The sequence below is a fragment of the Crenobacter sp. CS_VA4 genome, assembly GCF_055597485.1.
In genome coordinates this window covers 20815-42580 of record NZ_JBVMAE010000029.1, presented here as the reverse complement: position 1 = coordinate 42580, position 21766 = coordinate 20815, and the positions used below count along the sequence as shown (strand labels likewise).

19 protein-coding genes, 1 tRNA gene and 1 other RNA gene are annotated in these 21766 nt (G+C 66.9%); 14 read left to right on the top strand and 7 right to left on the bottom strand.

The annotated features are described in order from the left end of the window. Nucleotides 1-191: 191 nt before the first annotated feature. A complete protein-coding gene (locus ACZ2IA_RS19315; RefSeq protein ID WP_470294218.1) occupies nucleotides 192-2348 on the bottom strand; it encodes an AsmA family protein in 2157 nt (718 codons plus the stop codon). 56 nt (nucleotides 2349-2404) lie between these two features. Next, nucleotides 2405-2478, bottom strand: a tRNA-Gly gene (locus ACZ2IA_RS19310). 141 nt (nucleotides 2479-2619) lie between these two features. On the opposite strand from ACZ2IA_RS19310, the gene ACZ2IA_RS19305 reads away from it, so the two are divergent. The 6 genes from ACZ2IA_RS19305 (at nucleotide 2620) to ACZ2IA_RS19280 (ending at nucleotide 10692) form a co-directional block, all read left to right on the top strand. Then, entirely contained in the window at nucleotides 2620-3117 is a 498-nt protein-coding gene (locus tag ACZ2IA_RS19305; protein ID WP_470294217.1) for an O-acetyl-ADP-ribose deacetylase, read from the top strand. Between the two features lie 207 nt (nucleotides 3118-3324). Beyond that, nucleotides 3325-4644 (top strand): MFS transporter, encoded by a 1320-nt coding sequence (locus tag ACZ2IA_RS19300; protein ID WP_470294216.1) that lies wholly within the window; start codon nucleotides 3325-3327, stop codon nucleotides 4642-4644. A gap of 71 nt (nucleotides 4645-4715) precedes the next feature. Beyond that, on the top strand, nucleotides 4716-6536 hold the full coding sequence (locus ACZ2IA_RS19295) for a sensor histidine kinase (RefSeq protein WP_470294215.1): 1821 nt from the start codon (nucleotides 4716-4718) through the stop codon (nucleotides 6534-6536). Then, nucleotides 6533-7891 carry a sigma-54-dependent transcriptional regulator gene (locus ACZ2IA_RS19290; protein WP_470294214.1) on the top strand — a complete coding sequence of 453 codons (1359 nt, stop codon included), beginning with the start codon at nucleotides 6533-6535 and terminating at the stop codon, nucleotides 7889-7891. Before ACZ2IA_RS19295 ends, ACZ2IA_RS19290 begins: the two co-directional genes overlap by 4 nt. Before the next feature lie 330 nt (nucleotides 7892-8221). Beyond that, the gene (locus ACZ2IA_RS19285) at nucleotides 8222-10291 is read left to right on the top strand and encodes a putative bifunctional diguanylate cyclase/phosphodiesterase (RefSeq protein ID WP_470294213.1); all 2070 of its coding nucleotides are present in this window, start codon (nucleotides 8222-8224) and stop codon (nucleotides 10289-10291) included. 56 nt (nucleotides 10292-10347) lie between these two features. Further along, entirely contained in the window at nucleotides 10348-10692 is a 345-nt protein-coding gene (locus tag ACZ2IA_RS19280) for a GFA family protein (RefSeq protein WP_470294212.1), read from the top strand. 202 nt (nucleotides 10693-10894) lie between these two features. Here the strand turns inward: ACZ2IA_RS19280 and ACZ2IA_RS19275 are convergent, their stop codons facing one another. The 4 genes from ACZ2IA_RS19275 to ACZ2IA_RS19260 form a co-directional block, all read right to left on the bottom strand. Next, the gene (locus ACZ2IA_RS19275; protein WP_470294211.1) at nucleotides 10895-11743 is read right to left on the bottom strand and encodes an ABC transporter permease; all 849 of its coding nucleotides are present in this window, start codon (nucleotides 11741-11743) and stop codon (nucleotides 10895-10897) included. Beyond that, entirely contained in the window at nucleotides 11740-12627 is an 888-nt protein-coding gene (locus ACZ2IA_RS19270) for an ABC transporter permease (RefSeq protein ID WP_470294210.1), read from the bottom strand. Before ACZ2IA_RS19270 ends, ACZ2IA_RS19275 begins: the two co-directional genes overlap by 4 nt. Continuing rightward, nucleotides 12624-13724, bottom strand: a complete 1101-nt coding sequence (locus ACZ2IA_RS19265; protein WP_470294209.1) for an ABC transporter ATP-binding protein — start codon at nucleotides 13722-13724, stop codon at nucleotides 12624-12626. Before ACZ2IA_RS19265 ends, ACZ2IA_RS19270 begins: the two co-directional genes overlap by 4 nt. Before the next feature lie 113 nt (nucleotides 13725-13837). Beyond that, nucleotides 13838-14842, bottom strand: coding sequence for an extracellular solute-binding protein (locus ACZ2IA_RS19260; protein WP_470294208.1), 1005 nt, complete (start codon nucleotides 14840-14842; stop codon nucleotides 13838-13840). 289 nt (nucleotides 14843-15131) lie between these two features. On the opposite strand from ACZ2IA_RS19260, the gene ugpQ reads away from it, so the two are divergent. Together ugpQ and ACZ2IA_RS19250 are read left to right on the top strand one after the other, a co-directional pair. Continuing rightward, a complete protein-coding gene (gene ugpQ, locus ACZ2IA_RS19255) occupies nucleotides 15132-15872 on the top strand; it encodes a glycerophosphodiester phosphodiesterase (RefSeq protein WP_470294207.1) in 741 nt (246 codons plus the stop codon). A 92-nt stretch (nucleotides 15873-15964) separates the two neighbouring features. Further along, nucleotides 15965-16040, top strand: a non-coding RNA gene (locus ACZ2IA_RS19250) — sX9 sRNA. Nucleotides 16041-16060: 20 nt separating this feature from the next. Here ACZ2IA_RS19250 and ACZ2IA_RS19245 read toward each other — a convergent pair. Next, nucleotides 16061-16411, bottom strand: a complete 351-nt coding sequence (locus ACZ2IA_RS19245) for a bleomycin resistance protein (RefSeq protein WP_470294206.1) — start codon at nucleotides 16409-16411, stop codon at nucleotides 16061-16063. Between the two features lie 527 nt (nucleotides 16412-16938). Between ACZ2IA_RS19245 and ACZ2IA_RS19240 the strand changes: the two genes are divergently transcribed. The 6 genes from ACZ2IA_RS19240 (at nucleotide 16939) to ACZ2IA_RS19215 (ending at nucleotide 21711) form a co-directional block, all read left to right on the top strand. Continuing rightward, a complete protein-coding gene (locus ACZ2IA_RS19240; protein WP_470294205.1) occupies nucleotides 16939-18258 on the top strand; it encodes a sodium-dependent transporter in 1320 nt (439 codons plus the stop codon). Between the two features lie 98 nt (nucleotides 18259-18356). Next, nucleotides 18357-19355: an asparaginase gene (locus ACZ2IA_RS19235; protein WP_470294204.1), complete on the top strand. Its 999-nt coding sequence runs from the start codon at nucleotides 18357-18359 to the stop codon at nucleotides 19353-19355. A 301-nt stretch (nucleotides 19356-19656) separates the two neighbouring features. Next, complete coding sequence (locus ACZ2IA_RS19230) at nucleotides 19657-20202, top strand: AAA family ATPase (protein WP_470294203.1); 546 nt, start codon at nucleotides 19657-19659, stop codon at nucleotides 20200-20202. A 225-nt stretch (nucleotides 20203-20427) separates the two neighbouring features. Next, nucleotides 20428-20646, top strand: a complete 219-nt coding sequence (locus ACZ2IA_RS19225) for an RNA-binding S4 domain-containing protein (RefSeq protein ID WP_470294202.1) — start codon at nucleotides 20428-20430, stop codon at nucleotides 20644-20646. Between the two features lie 2 nt (nucleotides 20647-20648). Next, nucleotides 20649-20861 carry an oxidoreductase-like domain-containing protein gene (locus tag ACZ2IA_RS19220; RefSeq protein WP_470294201.1) on the top strand — a complete coding sequence of 71 codons (213 nt, stop codon included), beginning with the start codon at nucleotides 20649-20651 and terminating at the stop codon, nucleotides 20859-20861. A 4-nt stretch (nucleotides 20862-20865) separates the two neighbouring features. Next, nucleotides 20866-21711 carry a 3',5'-nucleoside bisphosphate phosphatase gene (locus tag ACZ2IA_RS19215; protein ID WP_470294200.1) on the top strand — a complete coding sequence of 282 codons (846 nt, stop codon included), beginning with the start codon at nucleotides 20866-20868 and terminating at the stop codon, nucleotides 21709-21711. The last annotated feature ends 55 nt before the right edge of the window (nucleotides 21712-21766 follow it).

Sequence of the window (21766 nt, the reverse complement as noted above, 5' to 3'; positions counted from 1 at the left end):
CGGCCAACCTTTCGGCCAACCTTTCGGCCAACCTTTCGGCCAACCTTTCGGCCAACCTTTCGGCCAACCTTTCGGCCAACCTTTCGGCCAACCTTTCGGCCAACCTTTCGGCCAACCTTTCGGCCAAGCTGACTCCCGCCATCAAAAAGCCCGCGGCAGGCGCGGGCTTGCGTTGCTCGGCAGGGCCGGCGTTACGGCAGGATCGTGCCGATCTGCTTCTTCAGTTCCTGCTTCAGCGCCTGCTGGCGTTCGTCCTCGGTCTTCTTGCCCTTGACCATCGCGTTGAAGTCGAGCGCGTACACCGGCGCATTGATCGGGCCGGTGATCTTCAGCGGCACGTTGACGTCCTGCAGGCGGGTGAATTCCTTTGGGTTGGCGCGCACGTCCAGCGTGTAGTCGACGATATTCTGCACCAGGTCGAGCTTGCCGCCGCCGGACAGATTGACCAGCTGCGACGCCAGTTTCAGGTCCTGGTTGCGCGCCACGCCGTTGCTCAGCGTCATGCTGCCGGACAGCGTGCTGAAGGTGGTCTTCTGGTTGGCGTTGGCGGCCATCGAGGCGTTCGACTCCTTCAGCTCGGCCGGCAGGTTCTTCAGCGCTGCGACCAGGTCGATGCCGGTCAGTGCGCCCTCGGACAGGTTCATCATCACATTGCCGGACAGCGTATTGCGCAGCGCGAGGAAGCTCGCGCCATCGGCGCGCAGGCTGACGGTGCCGCTGCCGCGGCCTTCCAGCCGGTTGAAATCGAACAGGTCCTTCAGCAGCGGGCGGATGCGCATGCCCTTCAGCGTCTGTTCGAGTTCGAGCTGGGGCGTGCGGTCGCGAACCAGCCGGGCGCGCCCGGTCAACTCGCCCTCGTAGATGTCGGCGAGCAGATTGGTCAGCTCCAGTTCGCGCGGCGTGGCGCGCACATTGGCCGACACGTCGTTCATCTTGAAGCGGCCCATCGACAGTTCGCCGATCGCCACGTTGCCGGTCAGGTCCATGAAGTCGAGCCAGTCGAGCGGGATCGGCTTCGGGTTGTTGAGGATCGCCACCGGGTCGCCGGTCGCCTCCGGCAGGTAGCGGTTGAGGTCGAGCTTGCCGACCGAGACGGTCGCCTCGTGGCGCGGCCGCACGAAGCCGAACTGGCTGACGGTCAGCGCGATGTCCGAGCCGTCGAGCTTGCCGGCGACGCGCAGATTGAGCTGGTCGTCGTCGAGCGTGCCGGTCAGCGCCCCCTCGAGCTTGGCGGCCAGCTGGCCGCGCGGCAGCAGCGGGGTGGTGACGCGCGCGGTCAGCGCCAGCGGCTGCAGCTTGAGTTGATTGAGGCCGGTGAGCGCGAACGGCGCGTTCATCGCCAGCGTCATCGCGTGTTCGCCGACCCGCCAGGTGAGGTTGCCGTTGAGCTTGCGCGCGGTCAGGCTGTTTTCGCCGAACTGCAGCGTGTCGAGGTCGCCGTCGAACTGATACTGGCTCTTGCCGTAAGCGAGCTGGCCGGCGAGGTGGGCGCGCGGCATCTCGACCGTGTCGAAGCTGGCCGACAGCGACGGCAGCGTCAGGGTCAGATTGCCCAGTGGCTGCTGGCTGCTCAGCTGGGCCGACAGGTTTTCGCCGCTCGCCTGCAAGGTGGCGAAGTTGAGCTTGAACTTGCCCTTGAGCGCCAGCCGGGTCTCGCCGAGGCCGGCGATCTGCGAGATCGCCACCGCGTCGAGCGCTTCGATGCTGACCTGGTCGTCCTGGATCGAGAGCGGGGCGGACACTGCCAGGCTGATATTGCGCTGGCCGCTAATCAGCCGGGCGCCGGCGGAAATCTGTGCGTCGCTGCGCAGGTCGTCGGCGTCGAACTCGATCGCCTCGAGTCGGGCGTGGCTGGCGGTGACGTCGTCCTGCAGATCGAGCGTGCCGTTGCGTACCGCGACGCGGTCGAGCTTGATGCTGTAGTTGTCCTGGTCGCGCGGACGGAACAGGTCGGCGATCGACAGCGTGCCGTCGGCGAGGCGGGCGAGCTTCAGCGACACGCCGGACATGATCAGCGAACTGACTTCGCGGCGACCGGTCAAGAGCGGCAACCACGCCAGATCGAGCTCCATCTGCGCCGCCTGCGCGGCCGGGGTCTTGCCGTCACGCTCGGTGACACTGATGCCGTTGGCGATGATGCCGGGGCGGGGGAACACCTGGGGTTTGATGTCGCCGTCGATGCGCACGACACGGCCGGTGTCGGCGACGCTCTGGCTGAGCGCAAGTCGCACCGCACTGGCGTCGAATTGCCAGAGGATCAGGCTTTGCAGCAAGACGAACAGGGCGATTGCCGTGCCAGTGCTGTAAACGAAGAGGCGTAGCCACAGCCGGCCAGAATTCCAGTTCATCGTCGCAGGGATAGGGTTGGCTCGTGTGCGTTGTGGAAACAGCGGGCAGGAGGCGCTGGAGCGGGTGAAGGGAATCGAACCCTCGTCGTAAGCTTGGGAAGCTTCTGCTCTACCATTGAGCTACACCCGCGCGTATTGCTTGGAGCGGCAGAATTTAGCGGCTTTTGCCGGGCTTGGCAAGGGCGATGGCGCGGTGTGATTCTATTTTTCTGTCATTGCTGGCCGGGTGCTGCATTGCGGCATTCGCGGTGCCCGGCCACAGGAGGTGACCATGTTGCTCAAAGCCTTGCAGGCCGACATCACCACGCTTAACGTCGACGCGATCGTCAACGCCGCCAACCGCTCGCTGCTCGGCGGCGGTGGGGTCGACGGGGCGATACACCGCGCCGCCGGGTCGGAGTTGTTGGCAGCGTGCCGGCCGCTCGGCGGTTGTCCGACCGGCGAGGCGCGGATCACCCCGGGTTTCCGCCTGCCGGCGCGCTACGTGATCCACACCGTCGGGCCGGTGTGGCAGGGCGGCGAGCACGGCGAGGCGCAGCTGTTGGCGTCCTGCTACCGCCACTCGCTGGAACTGGCCAAGCAGCACGGGCTGCGTTCGGTCGCGTTCCCGTGCATCAGCACCGGCGTGTACGGCTACCCGGCCGAGGCGGCGGCGCAGATCGCGGTGACGACGGTGCGCGACGCCGAAGCCGGTTCGGTCGACGAGGTGCTGTTCGTTTGCTTCTCAAACGCCGATCTGGCGCTGTACCAGCGCTTGCTGGCCGGTTGAGTCGTGCGGATTATCGGAATGGGTCGGCCGGAAATTCCGATTATCCGCACAGGATGCCCGCGGGCCGCGGCGGGTCTTGACTGGGAAGTCTAAGGAAGTCGCGGGGTTGCGGCCGGTTCGGCCAACCCTGGCACGGAGCTTGCTGCAGGCGGGACAGCCCTCGTGCCAAGAGGGCGTCAAACACACAGCCCTACAGAGGAGACTTCCGTGAGCCAAGTCCAGATTGCGGCCGACGCCGTTAACACCCCGCCCGCCGACGACACCCGCCGGCGCCTCAAATCGATCATGTCCGGCTCGATCGGTAACCTGGTCGAGTGGTACGACTGGTACGTGTATTCGGCGTTCGCGCTGTATTTCGCCAAGTCGTTCTTCCCGCAGGGCGACCAGACCGCCCAGCTCCTGAACACCGCCGCGATCTTCGCGGTCGGCTTCCTGGCCCGGCCGGTCGGCGGCTGGCTGATGGGCGTCTACGCCGACCGGCACGGCCGCAAGGCGGCGCTGTTCCTGTCGGTGCTGTTGATGTGCGCCGGCTCCTTGATCATCGCGCTGACGCCGAGCTACCAGACCATCGGCGTGTTCGCGCCGGCGCTCTTGGTGGTGGCGCGGCTGTTGCAGGGCTTGAGCGTCGGCGGCGAGTACGGCACCTCGGCCACCTATCTGAGCGAGGTGGCGTCGGCCAAGCACCGCGGCTTCTATTCGAGCTTCCAGTATGTGACGTTGATCATGGGCCAGCTGCTGGCACTGGCGCTGTTGATCCTGATGCAGCAGTTCCTGCTCACCACCGAGCAGCTGGAGGCGTGGGGCTGGCGCATCCCGTTCCTGGTCGGCGCGCTGTGCGCGCTGGTGGCGATGAAGATGCGCGGCGCGATGGAGGAGACCGAGTCGTTCCAGAACGCCAAGCGCGAGAAGAGGACCGACAGCCCGCTGCGCGAGCTGATGAAGCACCCGCGCGCGATCCTGACCGTGGTCGGCCTGACGATGGGCGGCACGGTGGCGTTCTATACGTATTCGATCTACATGCAGAAGTTCCTCGCCAACACCGTCGGCCTGTCCAAGGACCAGGCGACGCTGATCTCGGGCGCGGCGCTGTTCCTGTTCGCGCTGCTGCAGCCGGTGATCGGCAGCCTGTCCGACCGGATCGGCCGCCGTCCGGTGCTGATCACCTTCGGCGTGCTCGGCAGCTTGCTGACCGTGCCGATCATGACCGCGATCAGCCACACGCAGAGCGGCTGGGTGGCGTTCTTCCTGATCCTCGCCGCGCTGGTGATCGTCAGCGGCTACACCTCGATCAACGCGGTGGTGAAGGCCGAGCTGTTCCCGGCCGAGGTGCGCGCGCTCGGCGTCGGCCTGCCGTACGCGCTGACCGTGTCGATCTTCGGCGGCTCGGCCGAGTACATCGCGCTGTGGCTGAAACAGGCCGGCCACGAGTCGCTGTTCTACTGGTACGTGGCCGGCTGCGTGGCCTGCTCGCTGCTGGTGTACGTGACGATGCGCGACACCCGCCAGCATTCGCGGATCGTCGACTGAGCCCGCGCTTGGTATAAAGTCGCACAGGCGAGACCGCGGTCTCGCCTGTCGTCGTTTTATGGAACCCGTCGATGAATGTCGTTTCCCGCCGCCTGCTGCGCCTCGTGTTGCTCACCATGCTGTGCGTGCTGGTCGGCGCGCTGGCCTACCGCGCCGCGCTCGGCTATTACCTGGCGGCTCAGCTGCGCCAGGCCGAACAGCGCAGCGCCTTCTACGCGCAGAGCCTGGAGTCGGAGCTGGCGCGCCACGAGACGCTGCCGCGGCTGGCCGCGCTCGACCGCCGCCTGACCGAGCTGTTGCAGCAGCCGGCCGACCCGGCGCGGCGCGCTTCGGCCAACGATTACCTCGCCGCGGTGCGTCGCAATGCATCGATCAGCGTCGCCTACCTGATCGACGCCGACGGCCAGACCTTGGCCGCGAGCAACTGGGACACGCCGGAAAGCTTCGTCGGCCACAACTACGCGTACCGGCCGTACTTCGCCGCGGCGATGGCGCAGGGCTTCGGCCGCTTCTACGGCATCGGCTCCACCACCGGCCGGCCCGGCTACTTCCTGACCGCGCCGATCGCCGCCGACGGCCGGGTGCTCGGCGCGCTGGCGGTCAAGGTCGGCCTCGATGGCGTCGAACAGGCGCTCGCCAAGAGCGGCGACACGGTGTTGCTCGCCGACCGCGACGGCGTGGTGTTCCTGTCATCGCAGCCGGCCTGGAAGTACCGCACGCTGGCGCTGCTGCCGGACAAGGTGCGCGAGCGCTTTGCCGCCACCCGACAGTACGGCGACCATGCGCTGACCCCGCTGGGCGCGGGCGACGGTAGCGCCCGCCCGGCCACGCTGCGCGCCGCGCTGCCCGGCGCGAAGCCGCGCGACTACCGCGTGCAGTACCGGCCGCTAGATAGGCTCGGCTGGCAGTTGGCGGTGCTGGTCGACCCGGCCGAGGCGCGCGCCGGCGCGCTGATCGCCGGCGGGGCGGCCGGCTTCGCTACCGCGTTCGCGCTGGCGCTGTCGGTGGTGCTGCGCCAGCGCCGTGCCCGTCATCAGGAACGGCTGCGCGCCGCGCAGGCCTTGCGCGAGGCGCACGCCGAACTCGAGGCGCGCATCGCCGAACGCACCGCCGCGCTCAGTTCGGCCAACCTTGAGTTGGCCGAAAGGGTCGACGCGCTCGACCGCGCCCAGCGGATGCTGCGCGAGACGCGCGACGACGCGGTGCAGGCGGGCAAGCTGGCGGTGCTCGGTCAGATGGCCGCCGGCATCTCGCACGAACTCAACCAGCCGCTGACCGCGCTCAATACGCTGTCCGACAACGCGGTGCAGCTCTTGGAGCGCGGCCGCCACGACGAGGTGCGCGGCAATCTGGCGCTGATCAGCGGGCTTGCGGCGCGGATGGGCCGCATCGTCGGCCAGGTGAAGGCGTTCGCGCGCAAGGGCGACGGAAGCCGCGAGCGGGTGGTGGTGGCCGACGCGGTCGCCGAGGCACTGCTGTTGGTCGAGTCGCGCCGGCGCGAGGTCGGCGCAGACATCGTCTGGCAGCCGGACGTCGCCGAAGGCCTCGCCGTTTCGGCCAACACGCTGCGCCTCGAGCAGGTGCTCGTGAACCTGCTGCGCAACGCGCTCGACGCCTTGGCCGAACAGCCGGGCGAGCGGCATATCGTCGTGTCGGCCAAGGTGCAGGCGGGCTTGGTGCGGATCGCGATCTGCGACAACGGCCCGGGCATCCCGGCCGAGCTGCACACCCGGCTGTTCGAGCCGTTCTTCACCACCAAGCCCGCCGGCCAGGGGCTGGGGCTGGGCTTGGCGATCTCGCAGGCGATCGTCGAGGAATTCCACGGCCGGCTCGAGGCCGGCAATCTGGACGGGCAGGGCGCCGAATTCGCCCTGCTGCTGGAGCAGGCATGAACCCCGTAGCAAACCCCAACGATTACACCGTCTACCTGATTGAAGACGACGAGGCGGTGCGGATCGGCTGCGCGCAGGCGATGGCACTGGCCGACATCCCGGTGCGTGCGTTCGCCGACGCCGAGGCGGCGCTGGCCGCGTGGCAGGATGCGCCGCCGGCGGTGCTGGTCAGCGACGTGCGGCTGCCCGGCCAGAGCGGCCTCGAACTGTTGGAGACGCTGCAAGCGCGCGACCCGGCGCTGCCGGTGGTGCTGATCACCGGCCACGGCGACGTGGCGATGGCGGTCGGCGCGATGCGCGCCGGCGCGTACGATTTCATCGAAAAACCGTTTCCGTCCGATCGGCTGGTCGACGTGGTGCGTCGCGCGCTGACGCTGCGCGGGCTGTTGGTCGAGAACCAGCGGCTGCGCGAGGCCTTGGCCGAACCGGGCGACTCGCCGCTGCTCGGTTCGAGCGCGGCGATGCAGGAATTGCGCCGACTGGTGGCGGCGCTGGCGCCGACCGGCGCCGACGTGCTGATCCGCGGCGAAACCGGCAGCGGCAAGGAGGTGCTGGCGCGCGCGCTGCACGAGGCGAGCGGCAGGAGCGGACCGTTCGTCGCGCTCAACTGCGCGGCGCTGCCGGAGAGCGTGTTCGAGAGCGAGATGTTCGGCCACGAGGCCGGCGCGTTCACCGGCGCCGCCAAGCGCCGCGTCGGCAAGATCGAGTACGCCGACGGCGGCACCTTGTTCCTCGACGAGATCGAGTCGCTGCCGTTGGCGCTGCAGGCCAAGCTGCTCAGAGTGCTGCAGGAGCGCTGCGTCGAGCGGCTCGGCAGCAACGCCAGCATCGCGGTCGACTGCCGGGTGATCGCCGCCGCCAAGGCGGACCTGAAGGCGCTGTCGGATCGCGGCGAGTTCCGCGCCGACCTCTACTACCGGCTGAATGTGGTGACGGTAGCGCTGCCGCCGCTGCGCGCGCGCCGCGACGACCTGCCCTTGTTGATGGCGCACTTCCTGCGGCAGGCGGCGGCGCGCTACGGCAAGGCACAGCCGGCCTGGGGCGAGGCGGAGCTGGCGCGCTGGCAACGCTACGACTGGCCGGGCAATGTGCGCGAGCTGAAGCACGCCGCCGAACGGTTCTGCCTCGGCCTCGGCGACGGCCTGACCTTGGCCGAAGCGGCCGACGAGCCGGCGGCGCCGGCCGGCTCGCTGGCCGCGCGGCTGCAGCAGGTCGAGCGCGAGGCGATCGAGGAGGCACTGTTAGTGGCAAATGGCAACGTCGCGCGCGCGGCCGAACGGCTGCAACTGCCGAAGAAGACCCTGTACGACAAGCTCGCCCGCCACGCGATCGACCCGGAACGGTTTCGGGGTTGATGCGACCGGCCGTTCTCCCGACGTTTCCGCCCATCGATTCGCCATCCTGCTGGCGGGCATTTGGTAATATGATGCCCGCCTGTCATTGCTGCCGGGCTGTGCTGGTGCAGTAGTCATTACTGTTTACCCTTCAGCAGAGCCCGCCCGCGCCGATAACAGCCGTGGCGTGCGTGGCACGTCCGCCTTCCTGCCGCCCTGTGGGCGGCTTTGTTTATTATTCCGGTCCGTTGCGGTGTCAGGCTGCGCCGGGCCATCCGTGGGGCCGGCTGCAACGCCGCCGCCCCGAGGTGAACCGATGCAAGTAGCTACTCCCTTCGCCCGGGAGCCGAGATGACGCCCAGTTACGACGGGCTGCTGGTCGCGCTGTCCTACCTGGTGGCGGCGATGGCGTCGTACACCGCGCTGAGCATTTCCGACCGGCTCGGCCAGACCAATCTGGTCGATTCGCGCTACTGGCGCATCGGCGGGGCGATCGTGATGGGCACCGGCATCTGGTCGATGCACTTCACCGGCATGCTCGCCTTCCAGCTGCCGATCGCGCTCGGCTACGACATCCCGCGCACCTTCCTGTCTTGGCTGTTGGCGCTGGCCGCGTCGTGGGTGGCGCTGAGCCTGCTCAACCGCCACGCTTTCCGCTGGCGCTCGCTGCTGGCCGGCGGCGCGCTGATGGGCGTCGGCATCACCGCGATGCACTATACCGGCATGGCGGCGATGATGATGATGCCGGCGATTCGCTACAAACCGGGGCTGTTCGCGCTGTCGGTGCTGATCGCGATCGGCGCGTCGATCGCCGCGCTGGTGATCTGCTTCAAGCTGCGCCTGGCGAAGCGCTACGTCGGCTGGTACAAGCTATTGGCCGCGCTGGTGATGGCGCTGGCGATCACCGGCATGCACTACACCGGCATGGCGGCGGCCGAGTTCGTGCCCGGCGCGATCTGCGGCGCGCGCAATTCGATTTCCGACGAGATGCTGGCGACGCTGGTGGTCGGCGGCTCGCTGACGCTGTTGACGATCGCGTGGATCGTCGCGGTGCTCGACGCCCGGCTGGAGAGCCAGACCGCCAAGCTGGCCGCCTCGCTGCGTGCAGCCAACGAGGAGCTGCTCAGGATCAGCGCCCGCGACAGCCTGACCGGTCTTGCCAACCGGCGCGCCTTCGAGGCGAGCCTGGCCGAGCTGCAACAGGCCGACAGTGCGCTGTCGGTGGCGTTCATCGACCTGGACGGTTTCAAGCCGGTCAACGACTCGCTCGGCCATCAGGTCGGCGACGAGGTGCTGATCGAGGTGGCGCGCCGCCTGGCCGAGGCAAGTGGCCGGCGCAACCTGCTGGCGCGGGTCGGCGGCGACGAGTTCATCCTGCTGATCGTCGGTGCGCGCGAGAAACCCTACCTCACTAGCCTGGCCGTCAGGCTGATCGATGCGGTGCGTCAGCCTATCGAGCTGGGTCGCCACGTGGTCGAGCTGAGCTGCTCGATCGGCATCGCCTCGTATCCAGATGACACCGACGAGGTGGCGCGGCTGATCCCGATGGCCGACAGCGCGATGTACGAGGTGAAGCGCAGCGGCAAGAACCATGTGCGCTTCTACAGCCCGGAGCTGGATCTGGCGACGAGCAACCTGGTCGAGCGCCAGCGCGATCTGCGCAGCGCGCTGGCCCAGCGCCAGTTTGTGCTGTACTTCCAGCCCAAGGTGAACCCGTACAGCGGCGGATTGAACGGCGTCGAGTCGCTGGTGCGCTGGCAGCACCCCGAGCGCGGCATCGTGGCGCCGCAGGAATTCATCCCGATGATGGAGCGCTTCGGCCTGATCGTCGAACTGGGCAATCAGGTGCTGGAACTGGCGCTGCAGGAGCAGCAGCGCTGGCTCGCCGCCGGCCGGTCTATCCCCTTGTCGATCAATATCTCGCCGCAGCAGTTCGGCCGTGACGGCTTTGCCGAGTACATCATCGCGCGCCTCGCCCACTACGGCGTGCCGCACCAGCTGTTGACGCTGGAGATCACCGAGACGGTGGTGATGGCCGATATGGCGCGCACCGAGCAGGTGCTGCGCACGCTGCGCGACGCCGGCATCCCGGTGTCGCTCGACGACTTCGGCACCGGCTATTCCAGCCTGTCGCTGCTGCGCCAGCTGGCGCCGAACGAGCTGAAGATCGACCGCTCCTTCATCAAGGACCTCGACCAGAACGAGGCGGCACGGGTGATCGTCGCGCCGATCATCGAGATGGCGCATTCGCTGGGCATGACGGTGGTGGCCGAAGGGGTGGAGTGCGAGGCGCAGGCCGAGGTGCTGCGCGCGCTCGGCTGCGACGAGATCCAGGGCTTCCACTACGCCCGGCCGATGGCCAGCGACGATTTCGCACGCTGGCGCAGCGCGCAGGTGCATCCGGCCGCCGAGCCGGCCTGATCGGGGCGGACTACACTGGCAGGACGGCGCGCTCGGCGCCATCACAGGAGACGGGAATGAGTCATCGGGGCAGCTGCCATTGCGGCCAGATCGCGTTCGAAGTGGACGGCGAGATCGACAAGCTGATCGAGTGCAATTGCTCGATCTGTACCAAGAAGGGCTATCTGTTCTGGTTCCTGCCGCGCAGCCAGCTGACCGTGCGACGCGGAGACGGCACCGCCAGCGTCTACACCTTCCATACCGGCAAGATTCGCCACCTGTTCTGCCCGAGCTGCGGCTGCGCGCCGTTCGGTCTGGGCGAGCACAACGGCGTGGCGATGGCGGCGATCAACGCGCGCTGTCTCGACGATGTGGATCTGGCGGTCATACCGCGGGTGCCGGTGGACGGACGCAGCTTCTGACGAGCCACTAACAAACCCCTCCCGGCGTTGTTGCCCTGCCTTGTCGTACTCCTTGTACTGTAGCTTCGCAGAAACTTCGGCCATGCCTCGTTTTCTGCGGTAGGGCGACGAGCAGGATCGCTTCGCTGGGTTTTGTTAGCGGCTCTAAACAAACAAGGTTGGCCGAACACCGGTTCGGCCAACCTTTATGACTACGCAGCGGTTAGCGCTTGCGCCGCATCATCGCCAGCGCCAAGAGTGCCGAGGTCAGCATCAGCATCAGGCTGATCGCGTTGAGCACCGGCGTCGCGCCGTTGCGCATCCGGCCGTACATCAGGATGGTCAACGGTGGCTCGGAGCCGGCCAGCATCAGCGTGGTGTTGAAGTTTTCGAACGACAACAGGAACGCCACCGCGAACGAGCCGAACAGCACCGGGCGCAGATACGGCAGCGTGATCGTCCAGAACGTCGCCACCCGGCTCGCGCCGAGGTTGAACGCCGCCTCCTCCAGGCTGCGGTCGAAGCGCTTCAGCCGCGCCGCGATCGTCAGCGTGGCGATGGTGACGATGTAGGAGAACTGGCCGAACACCACCAAGGGCAGCCCCGGGCGCAGGAAGTCGAGCTCCCAGCCCCACATATCTTCGGCCAACAGCGCGATCTTGCTCGCGAACGCCAGGATCGAAATCCCCAGGATCACCCCCGGAATCACCAAGGGCAGCAGGATCGCCAGCGAGAACAGCCGCTTGCCGCGAAACTCCATCCGCTCGAGCAGAAAGGCGTTGCAGGTGCCGACCAGCACCGACAGCACCGCCACCCAGCATGCCACCATCAGACTATTGCCTATGCTGCCCAAGAGCTCGTCGTCGTGGAACAGCCCGGTGCGGCCGTGGGCGCCGTCGGCGAAGAACCAGTCGAGTGTCGCGCCGTGCCACGGCGGCGCCGGGAAATCGGCGTTGTTGAACGCGAACAGCAGCACCACCGCCAGGGGCAGGAACAGGAATAGGTAGAACGCCGCGGCGTAGCCGTGCTGCATGAGGCGCGCCAGCGGGTGTTGGGGTAGGGACTGGATCATGATTTGCGCATTGCCTCGCCGAAGGACTGGCCGGTCAGCTTCAGCCCAGCCCAGACCAGGAGGGTGGACAGGCCGAGCAGCAGAAAGCCGAACGCCGCGCCCTGTTGCCAGTTGAAGCGGGTGATGAACTGGCTGTAGATCTGTTCGGTGAACCACAGCGAGTTCTTGCCGCCGAGCAGAACCGGGCTCAGGTAGTTACCGAGCGCGAGCATGAACACGATGATGGTGCCGGCGGCGATGCCCGGCGCCGCGTGCGGCAGCACGATGTCGCGCAGGATAGACGCGCCGTTGCCGCCCAGGTTGTAAGCGGCTTCGATCAACGAATCGTCGAGGGTGTCGAGCGTGTTGGCGAGCGGGATCACCATGAACAGCAGCGACGAGTACACTAGGCCGAGCAGGATGGTGGCGTCGTGATAGAGCAGCTCGACCGGCTCGTGGGTCAGGCCGAAAGCTTGCAGCAGGTGCGGAATCACCCCATTGCTCTGCAGCAGCAGGATCCAGCCGAAGGTACGCACCATCTCGCTGACCCAGAATGGCAGCAGACACAGCACGAACAAGAGCTGGCGCAGCCGGCCCTGCGCGATCTTGGCGAGGTACCAGGCGACCGGGAAGGCGGTCAGCAGCGTCAGGCTGGTCGCGATCACCGACATCACCGCGGTGCGTGCGAAGGTGCGCCAGTAGAGCGGTTCGTCGAAGAAGGTCAGGTAGTTGCCGACGCCGAAACCGTATTCGCTGCCGCCGACGCGGGTCTGCAGCGACAGCCACATCAGGTCGAGGTGCGGCAGCACGATCAGTCCGACCAGCCAGATCAGCGCCGGCGCGAGCAGCAGCCACAGCGGCAGCAGCCGGCCGAGGCGAGAAGGGGAGAGCAGGAAGCGCGTCATCGAGCCGGGTACCCCCAGATCTGGTTCACCTGCAGGCCCAGCTTTACCGCCTCGCCCGGGGCGAGGTGGGCGAAGCGGCCGTTCTGTGGCAGCGCGGCGCGCAGCGGGGTGCGGCTTAGCTTGTCGATCAGCAGCACTGAGGAGTTCGCACCGTCGAACAGCAGGCTGTCGACCTCGGCGTCAATCACGAGGTCGCAGTGCGCGAGGTCCGCCGCGTCGTGCGCCAGGCTGACCGTCTCGGGGCGCACGAACAGCTCGACCGCATCACCGGGGCGCGGCGTGCTGCCGACGATCCGGCCGATCAGCGTCAGGCCACCGTCGGTGACACATTCGGCCGACTCGCCGCGCAGCGCGGTCACCTTGGCCGTATAGCGGTTGTTGGCGCCGACGAAGCCGGCGACAAAGGCGCTGGCCGGCTGGTAGTAGAGCGACTGCGGCGTGCCGAACTGCTCGAAGCGGCCCTGGTTCATCACCGCCACCGTGTCGGACAGCACCAGCGCCTCGGACTGGTCGTGGGTGATGTAGATGAAGGTGGTGCCGATCGCGTGCTGCAGCTGTTTGAGCTCGATCTTCATGTGCTCGCGCAGCTTCAGGTCGAGCGCGCCGAGCGGCTCGTCGAGCAGCAGCAGGGTCGGCTCCAGCACCAGACTGCGCGCGATCGCGACGCGCTGCTTCTGGCCGCCGGACAGCGCGCTGACCGGCTTGTTCTCGGCGCCGGGCAGGCCGACCCGCTCGAGCATCGCGCCGACCTTGCGACGGATGTCGGCGGCCTTGTCGCCGCGGCGCTTCAGGCCGTAGGCGATGTTCTCGCCGACGCTCATCATCGGAAACAGCGCCAGGTGCTGGAACACCATCGTCGCCGGGCGGCGGTTCGGCGCGACGCCCTGCATCGCCTGGCCGCGGATGCGGATTTCGCCGGCGTCCGGTTCGATGAAGCCGGCGATCATCCGAAGCAGCGTGGTCTTGCCGCAGCCGGACGGGCCGAGGATGGAAAAGAAGGAGCCGGGGGCAATCGAGAACGACAGCTCCTGCACCGCGCTGAAGGCGCCGTAGCGTTTGCTGACGGCGGAGAGTTCGAGGTCGGGTATGGCTGACATGGATGGGTCTGAGTCAGTGAATCACGTATGAAGCCGTTGGCCCGGGCGGGCGTCGGCTTTCTGCGACGGGAAAACAAACCGGCCGCCCCATGGGGCGGCCGGCGCTGGGCTTTTTAGCTGGCGGCCTTGACGCGGTCGAGCACGCGGCCTTCGATCTCTTCGAGGCCGGTCGGCACCGCCGGGTACCAGTTGATCTTCTGCATCACCGCCGGCGGGAAGCTGTCGGCGAACTGCGCCTTCAGCTTCGGATCGGCGAGCTTGTCGGCACCTTGCGAGGCCGAGAAGTTGCCCACCGATTTGGCGATCTTGGCGGCGATCTCCGGGCGCATCGTGAAGTTGATCCACTTGTACGCCGCCGCGTCGTTCTTGCCGCGCGCCGGCAGCGCGTAGGTGTCGACCCAGCCCATCGCGCCCGACTTCGGCGCGACGAACTTGAGCGTCGGGTTCTCGGTGTTGAGCTTCCAGCCGCCCGAGTCCCACATCATCGCGCCGACCAGCGCGCCGTTGCGCAGGTCGCCGAGCATCTGGTCCTTGTTCTCGAAGAAGTACTTCACGTTCTTCTTGCAGGCGATCAGCTTGTCGCCGACCTTGTTCATCAGCACGCCGTACTGCTGCGGGTTGTTGTAGAGCTTGAACGGGTTCTCGCCCAGCGCGAATGCGAACGCCATCAGCGTCGGCCGCTTCAGACGCATGCTGACCTTGCCGGCGTAGGCGGAGCTGCACAGGTCGGTATAGTCGGCGATCTGTGCGGCCTTGGTGTTGACCACCAAGCCGTCGGTGCCCCACACATACGGCAGGCCGTAGACCTTGCCGTCGAGGCCGGTGATCTTCTCGGTGGCGGACAGCATCGACGGGATGAACAGCTTGCGGTCGACCTTGGTGAGGTCGAGCGGCTTGTAGATGCGGAATTCCTTCTGCGCGCTGACGATGCGGTCCTGGCTCGGTTGCACCAGGTCGAAGCCCGAGCCGCCGGTGGCGCGCAGCTTGGAGATCATCTCCTCGTTGTTCGACAGGGTCACCTCAACGCTGATGCCGGTTTCCTTCTTGAACTGCTCGATCACGTCCTTGGGCGCGTAGTCGGCCCAGGTCAGGAGGCGCAGCGTGTTGTCGGCGGCCATGGCATGGCCAGCACAGAGGGCTAACATCAGGGGGATACAGCGAAGTCCGGTGCGCTTCACGTTGAGCTCTCCTTAGGGGTCGGGGGACGGTTCAAAAACGGGACGAGACTAGGTCCAAAGTGTTGCAAGCGCATGACGTAACAAATCTTTCATCAATAATGGATAGCGTAGACAATCTTCGATTTATTGCAGGGAAGATTGCGTGTTTTTCATCTGGGGCCTGCCGGAACGATTGACCCATATGACATCGGTGCCGCGCTTTCCGAACTGCCGCCTCTTGGAGTTTGCAATGACCCAATCCTGGTCCTTCCCGCGCCTGATCGCGCACCGCGGCGGCGGCCGGCTCGCGCCGGAAAACACCCTGGCCGGCATGCGCTGCGCGGTCGAGCACGGCTACCGCGCGGTCGAGTTCGATGTGAAGCTGTCGGCCGACGATCATCCCTATCTGCTGCACGACGACGACCTCGACCGCACCACCGACGGCCACGGCCCGGCCGTGCTCAAGCGGTGGGCGGAACTGGCAAGGCTCGACGCCGGCCGCTGGCTGTCGGCCGCGTTTGCCGGCGAGCCGCTGCCCGATCTCGCGACGATCGCGGCGTACTGCCGTGAACTAGGGCTGTGGGCGAACGTTGAGATCAAGCCCTGCCCGGGGCGCGAGGTGGAAACCGGCACGCTGGTGGCCGGGGCGGTGGCGCGGCTGTGGGCGGGCGACGAGGATAAGGTGCTGTTGTCGTCGTTTTCGGCCGAGGCGCTGGCCGCCGCGCAGCAGGCGGCGCCGCAGTTGGTGCGCGGCATGCTGTTCGAGGCGCTGCCCGACGACTGGGCGGCGATCGTCGCGCGGCTCGACTGCGTATCGGTGCACGTCGACGGCAGCCTGTTGACGTCGGAGCAGGCGGTGGCGATCCGCGCCACCGGCTACCGGCTCTTGGTGTACACGGTGAACGACCCGGCGGCGGCGGTGCGCTTGTTCGACTGGGGGGCCGACGGGCTGTTTACCGATGCGTTGCCGGAGCTGTCGCGTTACGGCTGAGAACCTGCCCTCAAAGTTACTGCGCGGGCGTGATCTCGGGTTGGGCGGTCGGCGTGCGAATCTATTGATTCGCTCAGCGATCGGGAATCCTCATGTACTCCATGTACATTCCGGTTCCTGCGCTCCGGCCGCCCCTCGCTGACGCCCGCTCGCTACACTTTGAGAACAGGTTCTTAATAGGCTCCGGCTCAGGCGGTCGGCTCGCCGAAGCGCAGCAGGTTGCCGTGCGGGTCGATCGCGTAGAACTCCTTCATCCCCCACAGCCGCACGCTCGGTGCGGGCAGATCCAGGCCGCGGGCGGCGAACTCGCGGTGCAGCGCGTCGACGTCGGCGACGCGCAGGTAACACGAGGTGTTCTCGGCGATGCGGCGATCATCGCAGGAGCAGAAGTGCAGCTCGGCGGCGTCGCGGCGTAGGATCAGGTAATCCGGGTCCTGGCGCTGCAGCGTAAAGCCGAGCTTGTCGCGGTAGTAGGCGAGGGTTTCCTCCTGGTCGAGCGAGGCGAGGGTCGGGATGCTGTGCTGGATCGTGGCGGGCATGGGGATTCCTTGTCTGTGGAAGCCGGGATCAGCTTGGCCGAATGGCGGCGTTGTCCGCAGACTAAATCGCCACCGCGGTGGCCGTCCAGAAATTTCCATATGTCATGGTTGGTGCGCTCGGGCCTTCGCCGCTCCCTTCCCCGTACGACGTTGATGCCTGAATCACAAAACCTTGTTGCTTAGCGGTTTGCAGTGGTTTTGTGCCATGTTACAGTTTGTACGTACATTGTATACATTCGTCATCTGATCCGGGCGAGACCCGCCCGCCAGCGTCGACCGGCCGCAAGGCCTCCCCTGATGCGTTGCTGCCCGACGGTGCGACAACGGCGCCGCCCACTCCGCGGTCGCCGTCCCTGCGCCCAAAGCCTGCTCACCCCTGCTTGTGCGGTACCCCCGCAGCCAACGCGTCACTCGCATCGCCTCCCACAAGGACGGTGTGCGCCTGAACCGTGCCGTCCGCAAGGCGACACGTCGCCAGCCGCGTCTCGTGACGCGGGTTCTCTCGTTTAGGTAAAAGTGATTCTGTAATGGCTCGTTCCCAATGGGGCTCCCGCCTCGGCTTCATCCTGGCCGCCGCCGGTTCGGCGATCGGCCTCGGCGCAATCTGGAAATTTCCCTACGTCGCTGCGACCAACGGCGGCGGCGCGTTCCTGTTCATCTATCTGCTGATCTGTCTGACGCTGGGTCTGGCGCTGATGGTCGGCGAGATGGCGCTCGGTCGCGCCACCGCCAAGAGCGCGGTCGGCGCGTTCCGCAAGCTCAAGGGCGGCGCCTGGCCGATCGTCGGCTACATCGGCGTGCTGGTGTGCTTCCTGATCTATTCCTTCTACAGCGTGGTCGGTGGCTGGACGATCGCCTACATCGCCAAGTCGGCCGAGGGCAGCATCCTGACCGCCGATTCGAAGGCGCTGTCGGCCATCTTCGGCGCCTTCATCGCCAACCCGGTCGAGCCGCTGTTCTATCACGCCGGCTTCGCACTGATCACGCTGTCGGTGGTGATCGGCGGGGTGCAGAAGGGTATCGAAAACCTGTCGAAATTCCTGATGCCGGTGCTGTTCGTGCTGATGCTGGTGCTGATCGTGCGCGGCCTGACGCTGCCGGGTGCGCTGGAAGGGCTGGCCTATTTCGTCACCCCGGACTTCGGTAAGGTGACCGGTGCGATGGTGGTCGACGCGATGGGACTGGCGTTCTTCTCTCTGTCGCTCGGCATGGGCATCATGATCACCTACGGCTCCTACGTGGAAAAACAGACCAATCTGATGAGCTCGGCGCTGTGGGTGATCGCGCTGACCGTCACCCTCTGCCTCCTCGCCGGGCTGATGGTGCTGCCGGCGGTGTTTGCCTTCGGTTTCGACCCGTCGGCCGGCCCCGGCCTGACCTTCATCACCATGCCGGCGGTGTTCGCACACCTGCCGTTCGGCCAACTGTTCGCGGAGCTGTTCTTCTGCCTGCTGCTGGTCGCGGCGCTGACCTCGTCGGTGTCGCTGCTGGAAGTGGTGGTCAGCTTCCTGATCGACGAGTTCGGCATGGCACGTCGCCGTGCGGCGATCCTGATGTCCGCGTTGATTTTCCTGATGGGCATACCGGCCTCGCTGTCGCTGGGTGTCTGGAGCGAGTACACGCTGTTCGGCAAGGGAGTGTTCGACCTGATGGACTATCTGACCTCGAACCTGCTGATGCCGCTGGGCGAGGTGCTGCTGGCGCTGTTCATCGGCTGGAGGGCCTGGCCGGCGATCCGCGACGAGCTGGCGCGCGGCGGCGTGCCGAGCTGGCTGGGCGCGATGCGGGGCTTCGTACGCTACGCGGCGCCGCTGTTGATCCTGACGATCCTGGTGCGCAGCGCCTGATCCCTTGCCCGGCAGAGCCACGGCGCGGGCGAATCCGCGCCGTTTTTGCGCTATGCTCGCGGCAAGCCCTCTCGAACAAGAACATTGGAGAAGAATGCATGGCCAAACGCCTGCTCGTGCTCTACACCGGCGGCACCATCGGCATGGATCACACCCCGGCTGGCCTCGCGCCGGTGCCGGGCCTGCTGCCCAAGCTGCTCGACCGCTTCCGCCGCGACGACCTGACGATCGACGTGGTCGAGTACCCCGAGCTGATCGACTCGTCGGCGATCACCGTCGCTCACTGGAACCGGCTGATCGATGACATTTCGGCCAACTACGCGGCGTACGACGGCTTCGTGGTGATCCACGGCACCGATACGATGGCGTACACCGCCAGCGTGCTGGCGTTCGCGCTGCACGGCCTCGCCAAGCCGGTGGTGCTGACCGGCTCGCAGCTGCCCTTGGTGCACCCGCGCTCGGACGGTTGGGGCAACCTCGCCGACGCGCTCGAGGCGGCCTCGCAGGCCGACCTCTGCGAGGTGACGTTGGCGTTCAACCGGCTACTGCTGCGTGGCGTGACCGCGCGCAAGCTCGACGCGGCGAGCTTCGCCGGCTTCGACAGCCCGAACGCGGCGCCGCTGGCCGAGTTCGGCATCGACATCACCTGGTACCGCGACCGCTGGCGTCAGCCGCGCGGCGAGCTCGCGCCGGTACGGCTCGACGAGTCGGCCGAGGTGCTGCTGTTCATGCTGGCGCCGGGCGCCACCGCGGCGATGGCCGGACAGACCCTGGCCGAACGCAAGCCGGCCGGCGCGGTGCTGCTGTCCTACGGCAACGGCAACGCCCCGGCCGAGCCGGCGCTGCTCGACGGCGTGCGTGCGGCCAGCGCCGCCGGCAGCCTGATCCTCAACCTGACCCAGGTGGTGCACGGCCGGGTCGAGATCGGTGCCTACGCGGCCAGCCAGCCGCTGGCGCAGGCCGGCGCGCTGCCGGGCGCCGACATGACGCCGGAGGCGGCGGTGGCGAAGCTGACCGTGCTGGCGTCGCAGAATCTGGAACTGGCGCTGGCACGGGCGCTGCTCGAGAAGAGCCTGGTCGGCGAATTCAACGACTAGGCCTGCCCAAAAAATACGCAGTTGATAGAAAGCCCTGCCGCGGCAAGCACTTGGCGGGCTTGTCCACAGCCCGTCCACACCGCTCTCCACCCCGGCTGGGGGCAACTCGCCCCGGCTGCGCAAAAAATAAGCAGTTTCATGAAAGCCTAGTCAGATCAGCGTCTTAGCCCGTTTGTCCACAGCCGATCAACACCGCTGTCCCCGCGCTGTGTGCAAAAAACCGCCGGAAGCCTCGGGGCTTTTGGGGGCGGGCGACGCCACGCCGTATAATGAGCGGTTTTCAGGCGGGGGCAGGGTAGCGGTGACGACGGTTTCTTCTGCGTTACGGGTCGCGATCGTCGGGCCGGAGTCGAGCGGCAAGAGCACGCTGGCGGTGGCACTCGAGGCGGCGCTCGCCGCGCGCGGTATGGCGGTGGCACGGGTCGACGAATACGCCCGCGAGTACTACGCCAGCCGGGTGTACGCACCGACGCTGGCCGACATCGAGGCGATCGCGCTCGAACAGCAACGCCGCGAGGACGCGGCGGCGGCCTCGTGCGAGCTGGTGCTGTGCGACAGCAGCGCTCTGACCAACCGCATCTGGGCCGAGGTGGCGTTCGGCGTCGCCAGCGAGTTATTGCTCACGCTCAACCGTCCGCAGCACTACGCGCTGACGCTGCTGGCGCGGCCGGACATCGTCTGGCAGCCCGATCCCTTGCGCAGCCACCCCGATCAGCGCGACTGGCTGTTCGGCCTGTATCAGGCGGCGCTGGTGCAGGGCGGCGTGACGCCGCTGATCGTCGCCGGCGACCGTGAGGCGCGGCTGGCCACGGCGCTGGCGGCGATCGATGAGCTGCTCAAAAAATAATCAGCCACAGTAAAACTACGTAGGATCAGCCACTTGGCTGGTTTGTCCACAGCCCGCTCACAGCGCTGTCCCGTTCGGGTGGGGATAGTTGGCCGAATACCGGAAAACTCGTGCCGGCCGGGCTGGTCAAAAAATAGACAGCGGCAAAAACCGCTTAGCGAATAAGGGTTTGGCCGCGTTGTCCACAAGACACCCACAACGCTGTCCAGCCGGAGTGTGAACGAAATGAACGAAACGTTTGAATTGAACAGCGAATACATCGCCCTGTGCGACCTGTTGAAACTCTGTTCGGTCGCGAGCAGCGGTGGAGAGGCCAAGCATTTCATCGCCGAGGGCAATGTCCAGGTCGACGGCCAGCTCGAGCTACGCAAGACCTGCAAGATCCGCGCGGGTCAGACGGTCAGCGGCGACGGCTTCACCATCCGTGTCGTGGCGGCAGCCTGAAGATGGACGCGCTACTGCCGCTCGATGTCGAGCCGGTCGCCCCGATTGATGACGACCCATTCGACCCGGAACCGGAGCCGCCGGAAGCGCCGGCCGACAGCGCCTGTTGCGAGTCGGGCTGCGATCCGTGCGTGTGGGACATCTATCGTGAACAGATGGACGAGTACCGTCAGAAACTCGCCGCCTGGAAGGCGCGTAACGGTATAGAAGGTTAAGACCATGGCCAGCATCGACCTGCACTTTCATTCGACCGCGTCGGACGGCGCCTTGCCGCCGGCCGAGGTGATCGCGCGCGCCGCCGGGCGCGGCGCCACCCTGGTGGCGCTGACCGACCACGACTGTACGGCGGGCATCGCCGAGGCGCGCGCCGCCGCGGCCGAACACGGCGTCGGCTTCGTCGCCGGGGTCGAGGTGTCGGTGACCTGGTCGGCCAAGCACACCATCCACATCGTCGGCCTCAACGTCGACCCGGACAATACCACGTTGGCCGAAGGGCTGGCGGCGATCCGCCAGGGCCGGTTGAGCCGGCTCGCCGAGATGGCCGAGCAGCTGAGACTCAAGGCCGATATCGACGGCGTCTACGACGGTGCACTGGCGCTGGCGAGCAACCCGGAAATGGTCGGCCGCACCCATGTGGCGCGCTACCTGGTCAGCCGCGGGCTGGTGAAGGACACCAAGAGCGTGTTCCGCAAATTCCTCACCCCCGGCAAGCCGGGCTACGTGCCGCACCAGTGGGCGAGCCTCGCCGACGCGGTCGGCTGGATCCGCGCCGCCGGCGGCGTGGCGGTGATCGCGCACCCGGGCCGCTATGACTTCGGCCGCACGCTGACCGAACGGCTGATCCTCGATTTCAAGGACGCCGGCGGCGAGGCGATCGAGGTCGCCAGCGGCAGCCACAGCCTCGACGATATGCATAAGTACGCGCTGTACGCCGAGCGTTTCGGCCTGTTCGCCAGCGCCGGCAGCGATTTTCACGCGCCGGGCGAGGGCGGCCGCGACGTCGGCCTGACGCAGGACCTGCCGCCGATCTGCAAGCCGGTCTGGTCTCGCTGGGTGAACGCCTAAGGATGATTCCGGCCGACTGGCATCGACGAATCGCCACAATAAGAAGGAGCACGCG